We start from the raw sequence: 14,068 nt of genomic DNA on the forward strand, positions 1-14,068 counted from the left end.
TTTCCTAAGCTTATTCTGCGCCATCTGGAACAAAAACGTAGCCTACACCCCAAACGGTTTGGATATAGCGCGCACGAGCAGGGTTATCTTCAATTAAACGACGTAAACGAGAGACTTGGACGTCAATTGAACGCTCCATTGCACCCCATTCACGGCCACGTGCCAAATTCATCAGTTTGTCACGTGTTAACGGTTCACGTGGATGTTGAACCAGAGCTTTCAGAACGGCAAACTCGCCTGTTGTTAGCGTAACCACCTGACCTTCACGGGTCAATGTACGCGTGGATAGATCTAAAGACCAGGGGCCAAAGCTGACCACTTCAACTTGTTGGCTTGGTGCACCTGGAACTTCACGAACTTGACGACGTAATACTGCACGGATACGAGCCAGCAATTCGTTCGGATTAAACGGTTTTGGTAAGTAATCGTCAGCACCCGCCTCTAAACCTGCAATACGGTCAGAGTCGCTACCGCGAGCGGTGAGCATAATGATTGGTGTATCGATATTGGATTGGCGTAGACGGCGGCAAATGCTTAAACCATCTTCGACGGGAAGCATGAAATCAAGCACAATAAGCGAGAACAGTTCACGTTGCAGTAAACGGTCCATTTGTGTTGCATCATGAGCAGTTTTTACCACGAAACCTTTATCTTCGAGGAAGCGTTGTAAAAGCGTACGCAAGCGCACATCGTCATCGACCACTAAAATGCGTTCGACTCGGTCTGTCTCATGGTGTACGGTTTCCGTCGATTCAGCAGGTACAACTAAACTCATGATGTGCTCCTTTATCGTTTATTGTCATCGTCTTTCAGCAATGCAAAGAAGTATACGATTCATTGCACAGTTTTGGCTATGTTATAAAGCAACAAATATTGCCAATAAAATCAAGAGATAGATACCAAATATATACAGGCAAAATGATGACAATCAACCTATTTATCAATATTTAGGCGAAAAAAACTTGGTATTTTAGAAACATTCAAAGATTTGCATAAAAGATTGAGGACTGAGATTTTTGCGCGCGCTGGGTACTGAATCGACAATTCTGCTGGGCTGAATAAAAGTTAAACAGGATTAAAACACAATATTCAAAAAAACAATGGTGGATTTTATAGCCATGAACTTTATAATCAGTGCTTTTAGACTTAACCCTTGTGGAATCAATCACGATGACTGACTTAGTTCAGCAGTTGGCAAATGAACTTGCCGTACGTCCAAACCAAGTAGAAGCTGCTATTCGTTTAATTGATGAAGGTGCCAGCGTTCCTTTTATTGCACGTTACCGTAAAGAAGTCACGCAAGGCTTAGACGATACGCAATTACGTCAACTCGATACACGTTTAACTTATTTACGTGATTTATATGAGCGTCGTGAGAAGGTAATCCAATCTTTACAAGAACAAGATAAATTAAACGATGATTTATTAGCGCGTGTGAATGCAGCAGAAACCAAAAATGCATTAGAAGAAATTTATGCGCCATACCGTCCAAAACGCACCAGTAAATCATTTAAAGCGAAAGAAGCAGGGCTGGGTGCGATTGCTGAGAAAATTATTAGCGAGCAAGTTGATCCAACTGAAGCTTTGGCTGGCTTTAGCCACGAAGAGTATCCAGATGTTGAAAGCCAGCTTGATGCAATTCAGCATATCCTGATTGATGACTGGGCACAAAATATTGCTTTAACTACTGAATTAAAACAAACTTTTGCTAAAACTGCGGTATTGAAAAGTACAGTGGCTTCTGATGAGAAAAAAGAAGTCGGCAAAAAGTTCCGTGATTATTTCGAGTTTTCAGAAAACCTGAACAAAGTGCCATCACATCGTTTGTTGGCGATGTTGCGTGGTCGTCAAGAAAATGTCTTGGGCTTGAAAGTGGATGGCGAAGATGAAGCGCCTTTAGCTCGCATTGAGACTGAATATAATCTTGAACAAACTCAACCCCAAAGCCGTCAGGATTATTTAAAACAGACCGCAAAACTATTCTGGTTGGGTAAGATTCGTCCACAAATCGAACATTCATTATTAACCGACAAACGTTTGGCTGCTGAAGCTGAAGCCATGGATGTGTTTGCTGAAAACCTACGTCATTTATTACTTTCCGCACCTGCGGGTAGCCGTACTACCTTAGGTGTGGACCCTGGTATTCGTACAGGTGTAAAGCTTGCTGTGGTGAGCGATGCTGGCGATGTCTTGGCACATAGCACCATCTATCCATTTGCACCAAAAGAAGATAAAGAAGGTTCACTTGCGGAACTTGCACGTTTATGCAGAGAGTTCCACGTGGAACTTATTGCGATTGGTAACGGAACGGCAAGTCGTGAAACCGAAGCATTGATTGCAGAAATGATGGCAGCCAATCCTGATCTCAAATTGACGCGTATTACAGTAAGTGAAGCGGGTGCATCGGTTTATTCGGCAAGTGAACTGGCCTCACAAGAGCTTCCTGAACTGGATGTATCGATTCGTGGTGCAGTGTCAATTGCACGCCGTTTACAAGATCCGTTGGCAGAACTGGTAAAAATCGATCCAAAATCAATTGGTGTGGGTCAATATCAACATGACGTCAACCAAACTGGTCTCGCAAAAACATTGGATGCGGTGGTTGAAGACTGTGTGAATGCCGTGGGGGTGGACGTGAATACTGCCTCACCTGCGATCTTGGCCTATATTGCGGGTCTGAATAAGTCGATTGCTCAGCAAATTGTTGAATACCGTAAAGAAAATGGTCGTTTTGATAACCGTCAGGCATTGAAAAAAGTACCCCGTTTAGGTGAGCGTACTTTTGAACAATCTGCGGGCTTCTTGCGTGTTCAAAATGGTTCAGAGCCATTAGATGCTTCAGCTGTTCATCCTGAAAGTTATGGTTTGGTCGAAAAAATTGTTGCAGCAAAAGCGACAACGGTGAAAGACATTATTGGTAATACTGAGATCATTCGCCAAGTCAAAGCCGATGAATTTGTCGATGACAAATTTGGTTTACCAACCATTCAAGATGTTCTAGCTGAATTGGAAAAGCCGGGTCGTGATCCACGTCCAGAATTCCGTACTGCAAAATTCCGTGAAGACATTACCGAAGTTGCGCAGTTGACTGAAGGCCTACAGCTTGAAGGTGTAGTGACCAATGTCACCAACTTCGGTGCATTCGTCGATGTGGGCGTACATCAAGATGGTTTGGTGCATATTTCTGAATTGGCAAATGAATTTGTAGCTGATCCACATAAAGTGGTCAAACCAGGTCAAATCGTACAAGTCCGTGTCATGCAGGTCGATGTGGAACGTAACCGCGTGAATTTGAGTATGCGTGCCGAAGGTGCTGCACCAGCCAAGGCGGCTCGCTCGCAGCGTCCACCGCAAGATCGTACTGAACGTTCAGAGCGTAAGCCACAAGGTCAACGTCCGCCACGTAAAGATGGGGATAAACGTCCGCAACAGCACAAGCCAAAATCTGAAAAACCACAAGAGCAAAAAATTGGTGGTTTAGGTGCCTTGTTATTACAAGCAGGGATTAAAGGTTCTAAATAACCAAGATATTAAAAAAGCCTCTTCGGAGGCTTTTTTTTTCAGTGATTTTATTTTAATTTTTTGAATAGAAGAAAGGCTATTCGCCATAACATATCAAAGGGTCAGAAAATGAAAAAAATATTGCTTTTATTACTACTTTCAAGCTTAAGTTGTGCTGCACTGGCCAAGGCTCCTTATCGTGCAACCGCTGACTGTCGCTTTGATTATGATGATTTTAACTTTTGCTCCAAACAAAATATTGCTCGATATAAATCCGCCTTGGCAAAGCAGTCTCCAAACTTTGATGTAACCAAAATTTTGTTGAATGTTGGATCGGCTCAAGCGATTCGTTATGTTGTGATTGATGCCGAAACTGGGATCGTGTTTCCATTACGCGATGAAATCTTGGGCTTTAAAGATGAGAAAGGCGGATTAAACGGGAAACCTGCATTGATTCAATTTTCGCTTCAACAGCCACAATTGTGCATTCAAGGCAGTGTCTATGCTTATCGAGATGCCTATGACAATGTCAAAGTTTGTTATCGCATGGGAAAAGACTCAGGACTCAAATATGGTCAAGAGGTAAGACGCGTTGATATTCCGGCATCATTAAAGTAATCCGTGGTTTAAGACCTCCAGAGTGAGGATTTTATTGCTGTTCAATTGACGCTTTTAACTGGAGAAGTTGTTGTTCTCTTAGTTCGAGTTGCGTGATGTTCTGTTCATTTGACGCCATTTTTAATGCTTGGATATCCAGCAAAATATTATCAAGTAGGCGTTGATATTGCTGCAAATCGAGTATTTGGGCGGCGAGTAATATACCATCCGTTTTGGCCTGATAATTTAAACTAATTTTTCTTAATAGGTTTAAAGCAAACGGTGGGCATAATAAGGCATCCAATAAGAGCTGCATGATTTTAAAATTAGAGAGCTGTAATCTTTTTCGTTTTATCATCACCACAAGGATTGAAATAAGATTGAGGCTATAAATAAGCACTAAGATGATCGCAACTGCAAGATAGTTTGCTTTAAATATCATCAATAAGGGCAAAACAATAATGGTCAGAATAAAAATCAAGATATTAATTCCTTGCAGTGGTTTTAATATCTGGCTGATATTTTTGATGTGGAGCAGATCATGGGCATGAATACTGGGCTCAGGATCTTTAATTTTCCATGCACATTTAAAAAGTAGTTGATGCGATAACAGTAGGTTTGGAATAAACAGATATTTATGCAAGACATTGATTTGTCTTGAAATCAATTCCGATTTAAATCTAGATCGCATCCCTTTGTGAAGATTGAACTCATTATAAAAATAGAGAGAAGCCGAGTCATAGATATAGAACCCGACTATCCCAATCGTGAGCAGTAGTTCAACAGCGAGGTGCATTTAAGATTTATTTTTATTAAATAAAGAACGAACCCAGCCACCGACTGCAATCGCACCCACGGCAATAAATTTCCATGCAGCCGCAAAGAAGGCTGCAATGGCGGCCCAGAAGCCTTTTTTGGTGGCGACAACTGCAGCACCGCCTGCAATCAATGCGGCTAGACCATATTCAGCGACTTTATCGCCTTCACGATATTCGGCATATTTCTCACCAAAATTATAATCAAAGCCTTTTAAACTGGTTTTAAACGCACCAATATTTTGCGTTAAATGTTCTTCATCAGACACCAAGGTCGCGCTGGTTACACCGGTACGACCCAAGATCCGAATGGTATAGTTAATTGCTTGGTTATTGTCCTGATCTTTGATTTTGAGTGCCCATTCCAGACGTTTGGTCTGGTTGTCATAATGGGGAGGTACGGCCCAACCCAAGGTATACAGTTTTGGATAACCTAGACGCGTGCGTTCTTCATTTGAAGACTCATCAGAATCTTTGATTTGTTTTAATAAGGCATCGGCATCGATTTTCTCATCATCTTTCACATATCCTGCTGCATCAAAATCAAAGGTTGCCCACCATGAATCATCAGGCGCGACTAAAATATTAGTGCTGCCTGTAGTTAAATTGCCTGTTAATTCTAGGAATTTATCTGCATTTTTAGGATCTAAAAATCCTTCATCTTTCAGTGTATTTAAGGTAGCAACATTAGCGACATTTTCTTTCTTGGGTCCTAAATGCCAATCTAATGTGGCCATTGGATTTTGTTCAGCATGTGGTGATGAAGCTGAATTTGTGCTGGTTTGTTCTGTGGATGCTGAAGCATATACATCAGCTGGAAAGGTTGTGGTTGCTACTACTGAAAGGCTCAGTGCAATGGCATAGCTTAAAGGGATTAATTTTTTAGGGTGCAAAGGATTTAACATCTGTTTCTCTCAATTTTTAACTTTTGGTTTTATTACAATTTATTGCATAAATTATGCGCGGATTTTAGAATATTTTGATTAAGAATTAAATCTATTTAAACGACGCTTTGCTGTTTAATTTACTGCGATTTCGATGATCTAAAATAGAGGCCTTATTTAAATGAATCGGTTTAACTTTAAAAATGCAGAGTGTGCCATCGGCGTTTATTTAGCCCCATTGATCTTTGTTTTGAACAAACAGCAATTTTATTCTATAAATCTGATTCAATTGGGTTAACCTGATTTGATGCAAAAAATTAAAGGAGGTCGTGATGTCGCGTAGACCTCGTGAACAAGTCGATTATTTACACCTAGAGGAACTGGGTGGTCTGGAAATGCTGAAAGCTAGCTACTATCAGCAGGAATTTTCACGGCATGTTCATGAAGGATTTTGCATCGGTGTAATTGAAGAGGGTGCACAACGCTTCTACCGCACAGGGGGCAATCATGTGGCACCACAGGGCGATATTATTCTGGTCAATGCCGATGAAGTGCATACCGGATCTTCGGCGGTAGAAACAGGCTGGCGTTATCGCGCAATCTATCCAACCCCTGAAGTCTTTTATGAGCTGACACGTGATTTAACTACCGTGCACGGCACAGCACCTTGGTTTAGAGAAGCGGTATTGCATGATGAAGGTTTAGCGCAACAATTTCGTTTACTGTTTGATTTACTGGAACAACAGAACAATACCTTATTAAAGCAGACCTTATTCTTGTCTACGATTGCATGGCTGGTGTCGAAGTATAGCCAAGTCAAACCGCAAATCGTGGATTTGAGTAATGCCAAGCAGCGCATTCTCAATATCAAAGAGTTGATGGCGAGTATGCCTGAACAAGAATTTTCCTTGGCTGAACTTGCTGCGATCGCCAATCTGAGCCAGTGGCATTTTCTACGTCAATTTAAAAAATATGTGGGACTATCTCCGCATGCATGGTTGATACAGGCTCGTTTGCAGAAATCACAAAGACTCTTAAGGCAAGGGCTGAATTTGTCCGAAGTGTCGCAGCAATGTGGTTTTTCGGATCAAAGTCATTTTAGCCGACATTTTCGTCAAACTTTTGGCATTACCCCAGGAGGGTATATCGCCTATCTCACATAAAACAGCAATTTTATACAATTTTGATTGATCGAATTTTGGCATAGTTTGCTGATCTTGTATGAAAAATTGTGATGTTGATGTTAAGTGAGACCATAACAGATAACACGCCAATGGCCGCATCTCGGGTATTTTTAAACGGTGTGATTAAAATACTGCCTCTATGCTTTGCAGTTCTACCTTGGGGTTTGCTTGCGGGCTCCATGGCGATACAGGCGGGACTGACCACCCTACAAGCGATTGGCATGTCAGCCTTGGTTTTTGCTGGTGCGGCGCAATTGATGACCTTAGGTTTAGTGATGGCTGGAACACCCGCACTCACGATTATCATTTCCGTATTTCTGATTACCACCCAGCATTATTTATATGCGCTGTATTTACGTGAAGACATTGCCAAACAGCCATTAAAGCATCGTTTACTGTTGGGCTTTTTACTGACGGATGAGCTGTTCGCGGTCAGTATTAAAAAGCAGCCGCATTATATTTACTATTTATTGGGAGCAGGCAGTTGCTTCTATCTGTGTTGGGTACTGTTTAGTGTTTGCGGGATCCTGTTGGCGGCCTCTGTGCCAAATCTGGATCAATACCATCTGGATTTTTCTATTGTTGCCACCTTTATTGCGATTGTGATTCCTTTTATTAAAAACCTGAATACCTTGGTGGGTGTGTTGGTCTCTGTGGGTTTAACCTTGGTTTTCCTGAGCTTGGGCATCAAAAGTGCTGCGATCTTGGCGGGCGTGATTGGAATGTTGACGGCCACCTGTATACAGAATCTTCGGGAGCGTACAGCATGAGTTGGTCTCTTCTGATTGTTCTGGCAATCGTGGTGTTTATGAATCGCTATATGCTGCTGGAACCGAATATCCCTTTACGGCTACCGAAATGGTTTCAGCAATCGTTACAATATTCTGCACCGTGTTTGTTGACTGCGATTGCGACCCCGATTGTGTTTATGGATGAGCAGGGTAGCTTTCGTGAGACTTTATTGAACCCGTATTTTCTTGCCACAATTCTAACCATTGCAATTGCTTATAAGGTCAAGCATACCTTGCTGACAATTTTCCTTAGTCTGGCCTGTTTTTATGCCTTGGTCTTTTGGCTGCCTTAGTCGACTTGGGCAGTGGCAAGCCATGCCCAAGCATGAGTAAGTCTCAAAATTAACGTGTGGTATAACCGCCATTGGCGAAAATGGTTTGGCCTGTAATCCACCAGCCATCTGTGACTAGAAAGCGAACTAAAGGTTCAATATCTTCGATCTTGGTCAGTCCACCCAAGGCGGACGCCGATTTATGGTAAGCCACGGCTTCAGGTGTTTCCTGACCATAGAAAAACGGCGTATCCATAGGCCCAGGTGCAACGGCGGTTACCGAGATACCACGCGCGCCAAACTCTTTCGATGCAGCACGGGTATAGTGCTCGACCGGTGCTTTTAGACCTTCATAGGTTGAATAAAGACCTGTATAGGCGGCAAGCAGACTGGTCACGATACTACAGATTTTGCCGTTCGCATTGAGATGACGGCCAGCCGATTGAATAAAGAAATAGGCAATTTTGTTGTTGATGTCATTCATGCCATCAAATTCTTGTTCGGTGGTGTCCAGATATGGTTTTTTCAGCACTCGCCCTACAGTATTAATGGCAATATCGATGCCACCAAATTCGGCTTTGGCGGTAATAAAGAGTTGTTCGATATTTTGAATGTCAGCTAAATCGGCTTGGACCAAAATCGCTTTTGCCCCAAATGCTTGTACGTCTTTTAAGGTTTGTTCCGCGTCGGCTTGCGTGGCAGCACTATTGTAATGAATCAATAAATTTGCACCTTGTTCGGCAAATTTACGTGAAATTAGTCCACCAAGGTTTTTAGCACCACCCGTGATCAAGACGGTTTTGCCCTTTAATTGATGTTGTGACATAGGATCGTTCTCGTGTTGTTTTGGCATGAAAATCATCCTAATCCAATTTATTTGTTTGAAATAGTTGTTAGTATGGAACTGATTGTGCAACAAAGTTGAATAATAAAATGGACAAGATTGATCGTTTAAAAATTTTCTGTTTGGTTGCAGAGAAACAGTCTTTTGCACAAGCTGCAGTACAACTCGGATTGCCGCGTTCGAACGTAACCTATGCCATACAGGCATTGGAAAAAGAATATGAAGTGCTGCTGTTTTATCGAACCACCCGTAAGGTGGCATTAACGCATGAAGGAAGTTTATTTTATGACGAGGCATTACGTCTGGTCATGCAGTTAAAAGAGTTGAATCGTTTTAAACGTCAGGCACGCAGCCAAGAGGGCACGATCAGTATCGGGATGCCAAAACGAATGGTTACCCAGATTCTCCTTCCTCATTTATTTTCTTTTTATCAGCGTTATCCCAAGGTCAAAGTGCTGATCAACGGTAGTGATGATTTCTCCAATTTGATCGAGCAACAGCTTGATTGTGTGGTACGTGTGGGGCAGGTGCAGGATGAGTATTTATTGATTCGGCCCATTACCCACACTCAGATCTGGACGGTGGCTTCGCCGCAATATCTGGCAGAGTTTGGTGAACCAAAGCATGTAGATGAGCTTCAGCAGCATTTCGCTGTGGATTATCATGTTGCCAAGCATTATCGTGAATTTAGTGAACTGGTCTTTCAGGACCAGCGGATCAAGCTGCCGTATCGCTTGTTGATTGAAAATACTGAAGCTTATATTCAAGCGGGTTTAGCCGGTATTGGCATCATTCAAATTCCTGAATTTGATGCAGCTGCCTATGTTCAGCAAGGTCAGTTACAGCGCTTATTTATGGATATTCCAAACTTGCAGTTGCCCGTCAATATTTTACTGACGGATCGCCAATATCGTCCCAAATATCTTCAAGATTTTATTGATTGGCTCGATGGATTATTAAAAGCCCAACTTTAGTCGGACATAAAAAAAGCATACCTGAGTATGCTTTTTGACGGTTACAACGATTAGTACAGGCCAAGCAAGAAGCCCACACCCAAGGTGAAAAAGCTAAATAACCAGATCCAGCCAAAGGAATAGCGTAAGTGACGTCCCATATCCGTTCCTGCCAGCCCCATAGCCAGCCAAGTGGCGGGTGAGAATGGGCTGACGAAGGTTCCCGCATTATTGCCAATAGCCATGGCATAAACCACCGAGTGAGCAGAAACTCCAGCTGTTGAGGTGACTTCATGTACGATCGGGAGCAAGGCAAAATAGTAGGCATCGGTACTGGTAAATAAGTCCATTGGAACGCCGAGCATACCCACCAGAATATGTAGACTACCTACCCATGTACTTGGCAAAATCTTGATCAGATCCAGTGCAATCGATTGCAACATACCAGATTCGGAGAGAATCCCTAAAAAGGCACCAGCAGCAAAAATAATGGCAACCATGCTAAGTGCTTGTGGCGCGTGGCGGCTAATAACAGCCATTTGCTCTCTAGGTTTGGGGAAATTCACCAGTAAAACCAGCGATAAGGCAATCATAAAGACATAAGGGGCTGAGAACAGACCAAATGCAAGACAGATCACGGCAAGAATAACCAAGGCAATGTTAAACCAGAACTTTTTAGGCTTTACTTGTTCTTGTGTATCTTCTGCAAGATCTGCGGCCATACAATCTTGTTCAAATGGCGTGGTGCCGAAAGCTTGGGCGGCCAAGATCCGTTTTTTTTCACGAAGCCCCATCAGAACAGCAAAACCCATCATACCGAGTACCCCAACCACCTGAACCGGGATCAGGCTACGCCAGAGTTCTGCTGCTTCAATTCCTGTAACGGCTGAGGCACGTCCTAAAGGACCACCCCACGGAACCATGTTCATCACCCCCATGCTGCCTGCCATTAGCAATAGCATCAGGTAAGGACTCATCCCTAATTTGCGGTAAAGTGGAAGTAATGCGGGAATAATGATGAGAAAAGTGGCTGCACCTGAACCATCCAGATGCACAACAGCCGCAATTAAGGTGGTCATGACGGCAACAATCACCACATTACCGCGTGTCATACGCACCATGCTTCGAATCATTGGATCAAAGACATGTAACTCTTTTAAAATACTAAAAAACAAAATGGCAAATAAAAACATGGTGGCCACTTTGCTGACTTTTAATAGCCCTGCTTCAAAGAAGCCGGAAATATCGCTAATCGAAAAGCCTGCAATTAAAGCGCCAATCAGTGGAACAATCGACATGGCTACAATCGGACTGGTTTTACCAGACATGAGCAGCACGACAATCGTCACAATAATTAGAATACCTATCAGCGTAAGCATTATTTACTCCCTTAAGTTGTAACCTCTTGCCATAAAAAAGTGTTAAAAATACACCAAAAATAAAAAAATGAAGCGCCGTCCATTATGCATAAAAACTTAATTTAAACTTAAATTTAAGCAGGAAAATTAAACGAAAAGGCGAATAAATCGCCAGATCATTTAAATTTTAATAAATAATAGTGGTAGGTGAAATTTAAAAATAATTGATAAATAAAGAAATATTAATTCTATTTTGGACTCTTGCATAAAATCACCCTAAGGCAATAGGGCAGCTAAAGAATAGTCTTCATCAAGATGAACGACCTCATACATGTGCTCAGGATAAAAGCGATTAAAACTTTGACTTTTGAGGACTGGATAAATTAGAGTAAATGCTCTAATTTATCCAGTGAGATGAACATGCGGATTGGCCGACAAGCCTGGATGGTGCAAAGTTCGGGTGATTTATCCTTAAAAGATCGCATGGCGCTACTACGCCATAGTCTGCTGCCTGTGCTCAAACAGAGCATAAACATGTATAGCTTGTCGCACCGTATAAGGCCTGCATCTCAGTTTCAATTGAATCTGGACGATCTAAAGTTACCTGATAGCTTAGAGGTACAACAGGCATTGGAGTTAATGCAATCTTGCAGCGCAGAGGCTTTGCAAAATCATTGTCTGCGCACATGGTGTTATGCCGTTGCATTTGCCAAGATGCAACAATTAAAACGCGATGATGAATTATTGGCAGTTTCGTGTTTATTGCATGATTTGGGTATGACGAAGCAATATGATCAGTATCATGCAAACTGTCGCTGTTTTGCCGGGCAAGGGGCATATGCTGCAAAAGACTGGTCAATTCAACGAGGCTGGCAAGACTTACGCGCAGATCAACTGTTTGACGCAATCAGCCTGCATATGAATCCTTATGTCGCATTGGATGAAGGGGTCGAGGCACATTTACTGCAACAGGCTGCCAGTTGTGATGTGATTGGCAGTCGCGGTTTTGAATTTTCCAGCCTGTTCAGACAACAATTACAGCAGCAGTATCCGCGCCTGGATTTCAGTCAAAACATGATTGAATTTACCCAGCAGGAAGGACAAAGACGTCCAAAATCTCGGACCGCAATGTTGGTAAATAGTGGTTTAAAACACTTGGTGAAGTTAAACCCTTATGCATGATGAATACCGCATATAAAAAAACCACCTTTGCTACAGCAAAAGTGGTTGGAGTTTTAGGAGCTTGAGTTAATGATCATGTTCCAGATATTCAGGTTTTTTCGGTATTGCCCAACTACAGAAGAAACAGATCAACAGCATAATAATCACGTAGACGAAGAAGGTATTTTCTATGCCTGCATCTTTGAACAATAAGGCCACCGAGGGAGCAGAACCGCCAAACAAGGCATTACCGACTGCATAAGAAAAACCAACGCCCAAAGCACGAACATGTGGTGGAAACATTTCAGCTTTGACCAGACCACTGATCGAGGTATAGAAGCTCAGTAACATCATCAGGAAAATCAACAATAAGGTGATCATGACTGGCGAATCGGCAAAGCTACGCATGCCCGTCACCATCACTGGATAGATAAAGATGGCGCTGAGTAAGCTGAAGGCCAGCATGGATGCACGACGGCCAATACGGTCAGAAAGCATACCAAATAGCGGTTGAGCCAACATAAACACAAACAAGGCAGTGGTCATGATGAAACCAACGGTTTTGCCATCCATGCCGATATTGGTGAGATAGGTTTTTGAGTACACGGTGACCACATAGAAGGTCAGTGAACCTGCAGAAGTATAGCCCACCACTAATAAGAAGGTTTTCCAGTGCTGCTTCAGCAAAGCGATTAAGCTGCCCGATTCTTCACGCTCAGCATCTTCATGCGATAAAGTTTCTTCTAAGCGGCTTCGTGCAACTAACGAAAGCAATGCCGCCATACCACCAATAACAAATGGAATACGCCAGCCACCATCATTCAATTGCTGCTCAGTCATGAAACCAAGCAAGATTACTCCCAGCAAGCTGGCCAGTAACTGCCCCCCTGACAAGGTGACATACTGGAAGGAAGCAAAGAAGCCGCGTTGTCCTTTTAAACCCAGTTCACTCATATAGGTCGCCACAGCACCGTACTCTCCACCGACAGAGAGACCCTGTAATAAACGCACCATAAGCAGTAAAAACGGTGCCCACATTCCGACTTGATCATAGGTCGGTAAAGCGGCAAAGAGGAATGAGCTGAGTGCCATCAAGCAAATCGAAATGACCATCGACTGCTTACGGCCCTGACGGTCAGCAATCCGTCCGAACAACCAGCTCCCAATTGGTCGCATAAAGAAGCTGGCACCAAACACCCCCCAAACATAAATGGCTTTGGTGGTTGGTTCCATATCTGGTGCAGTTAAGGCATGGGTAAAATAAGCCGCAAAAACTGCATAAATATAGAAATCAAACCATTCAACTAGATTCCCTGATGCCGCACCGACAATACCCTTGATACGGCTTGTTCTTTCTTCCTTGCTATATGTCTGACTCATATACGTTCCTTTTCAACCAAGCAAGATTCTGTAACTGAATCTTTACAGAATGTTATATACCGCTAAAAAAGCATGAAAATGGCACTATTTTGTATGTTTTTTATGAAAACATTTTTATATGTGGAGAATAGGCACGATTTTTTACTGACTCTTTAACAGGGGAAGAATGTCAAAATAGTCAATATTGAGAATTTAATGTTTTTAAAAAGCAATTAATTGAGTTATGGGAGGGGGATTCTTTTCAGTAAAGCATATGGTGTCATGTACGTCGATTGTCATGAAAGCATGTAGATGAGTTTAATTTTATGATTCCGCTTTAAGCCCGTGC

13 protein-coding genes are annotated in these 14,068 nt (G+C 42.5%); 7 read left to right on the forward strand and 6 right to left on the reverse strand.

Annotated features, from left to right (window positions below):
- Nucleotides 1-10 precede the first annotated feature (10 nt).
- Nucleotides 11-775: an osmolarity response regulator transcription factor OmpR gene (gene ompR / locus NQU59_RS04685; RefSeq protein WP_004657337.1), complete on the reverse strand. Its 765-nt coding sequence runs from the start codon at nucleotides 773-775 to the stop codon at nucleotides 11-13.
- Nucleotides 776-1,170: 395 nt separating this feature from the next.
- On the opposite strand from ompR, the gene NQU59_RS04690 reads away from it, so the two are divergent.
- Nucleotides 1,171-3,522: a Tex family protein gene (locus NQU59_RS04690; protein WP_257065224.1), complete on the forward strand. Its 2,352-nt coding sequence runs from the start codon at nucleotides 1,171-1,173 to the stop codon at nucleotides 3,520-3,522.
- A 108-nt stretch (nucleotides 3,523-3,630) separates the two neighbouring features.
- Nucleotides 3,631-4,119, forward strand: coding sequence for a hypothetical protein (locus tag NQU59_RS04695; protein ID WP_257065225.1), 489 nt, complete (start codon nucleotides 3,631-3,633; stop codon nucleotides 4,117-4,119).
- Between the two features lie 31 nt (nucleotides 4,120-4,150).
- On the opposite strand, the gene NQU59_RS04700 is transcribed toward NQU59_RS04695, so the two are convergent.
- A complete protein-coding gene (locus NQU59_RS04700) occupies nucleotides 4,151-4,894 on the reverse strand; it encodes a hypothetical protein (protein ID WP_043972411.1) in 744 nt (247 codons plus the stop codon).
- Complete coding sequence (locus tag NQU59_RS04705) at nucleotides 4,895-5,818, reverse strand: DUF2167 domain-containing protein (protein ID WP_257065226.1); 924 nt, start codon at nucleotides 5,816-5,818, stop codon at nucleotides 4,895-4,897. It lies immediately after the preceding gene.
- Between the two features lie 311 nt (nucleotides 5,819-6,129).
- Here NQU59_RS04705 and NQU59_RS04710 point away from each other — a divergent pair, with 311 nt between their 5' ends.
- The 3 genes from NQU59_RS04710 (at nucleotide 6,130) to NQU59_RS04720 (ending at nucleotide 8,065) form a co-directional block, all read left to right on the forward strand.
- The gene (locus tag NQU59_RS04710) at nucleotides 6,130-6,960 is read left to right on the forward strand and encodes an AraC family transcriptional regulator (protein WP_257065227.1); all 831 of its coding nucleotides are present in this window, start codon (nucleotides 6,130-6,132) and stop codon (nucleotides 6,958-6,960) included.
- A 77-nt stretch (nucleotides 6,961-7,037) separates the two neighbouring features.
- Entirely contained in the window at nucleotides 7,038-7,751 is a 714-nt protein-coding gene (locus NQU59_RS04715) for an AzlC family ABC transporter permease (protein ID WP_257066161.1), read from the forward strand.
- Nucleotides 7,748-8,065: an AzlD domain-containing protein gene (locus tag NQU59_RS04720; protein ID WP_005238305.1), complete on the forward strand. Its 318-nt coding sequence runs from the start codon at nucleotides 7,748-7,750 to the stop codon at nucleotides 8,063-8,065. The genes NQU59_RS04715 and NQU59_RS04720 overlap by 4 nt, the downstream gene beginning before the upstream one ends.
- A 49-nt stretch (nucleotides 8,066-8,114) precedes the next feature.
- Here NQU59_RS04720 and NQU59_RS04725 read toward each other — a convergent pair whose 3' ends face one another.
- Nucleotides 8,115-8,870 carry an SDR family oxidoreductase gene (locus NQU59_RS04725; protein ID WP_257066163.1) on the reverse strand — a complete coding sequence of 252 codons (756 nt, stop codon included), beginning with the start codon at nucleotides 8,868-8,870 and terminating at the stop codon, nucleotides 8,115-8,117.
- A 107-nt stretch (nucleotides 8,871-8,977) separates the two neighbouring features.
- Between NQU59_RS04725 and NQU59_RS04730 the strand changes: the two genes are divergently transcribed.
- Nucleotides 8,978-9,862 (forward strand): LysR family transcriptional regulator, encoded by an 885-nt coding sequence (locus NQU59_RS04730; RefSeq protein WP_257065228.1) that lies wholly within the window; start codon nucleotides 8,978-8,980, stop codon nucleotides 9,860-9,862.
- 50 nt (nucleotides 9,863-9,912) lie between these two features.
- On the opposite strand, the gene NQU59_RS04735 is transcribed toward NQU59_RS04730, so the two are convergent.
- A complete protein-coding gene (locus NQU59_RS04735) occupies nucleotides 9,913-11,220 on the reverse strand; it encodes a CitMHS family transporter (RefSeq protein WP_005238309.1) in 1,308 nt (435 codons plus the stop codon).
- A 399-nt stretch (nucleotides 11,221-11,619) separates the two neighbouring features.
- Here NQU59_RS04735 and NQU59_RS04740 point away from each other — a divergent pair, with 399 nt between their 5' ends.
- A complete protein-coding gene (locus NQU59_RS04740) occupies nucleotides 11,620-12,381 on the forward strand; it encodes an HD domain-containing protein (RefSeq protein ID WP_005238310.1) in 762 nt (253 codons plus the stop codon).
- Nucleotides 12,382-12,447: 66 nt separating this feature from the next.
- Here NQU59_RS04740 and NQU59_RS04745 read toward each other — a convergent pair whose 3' ends face one another.
- Nucleotides 12,448-13,740, reverse strand: a complete 1,293-nt coding sequence (locus NQU59_RS04745; RefSeq protein ID WP_005238311.1) for an MFS transporter — start codon at nucleotides 13,738-13,740, stop codon at nucleotides 12,448-12,450.
- Nucleotides 13,741-14,068: the final 328 nt, after the last annotated feature.

It is taken from the genome of Acinetobacter colistiniresistens (assembly GCF_024582815.1).
Lineage (GTDB): Bacteria > Pseudomonadota > Gammaproteobacteria > Pseudomonadales > Moraxellaceae > Acinetobacter.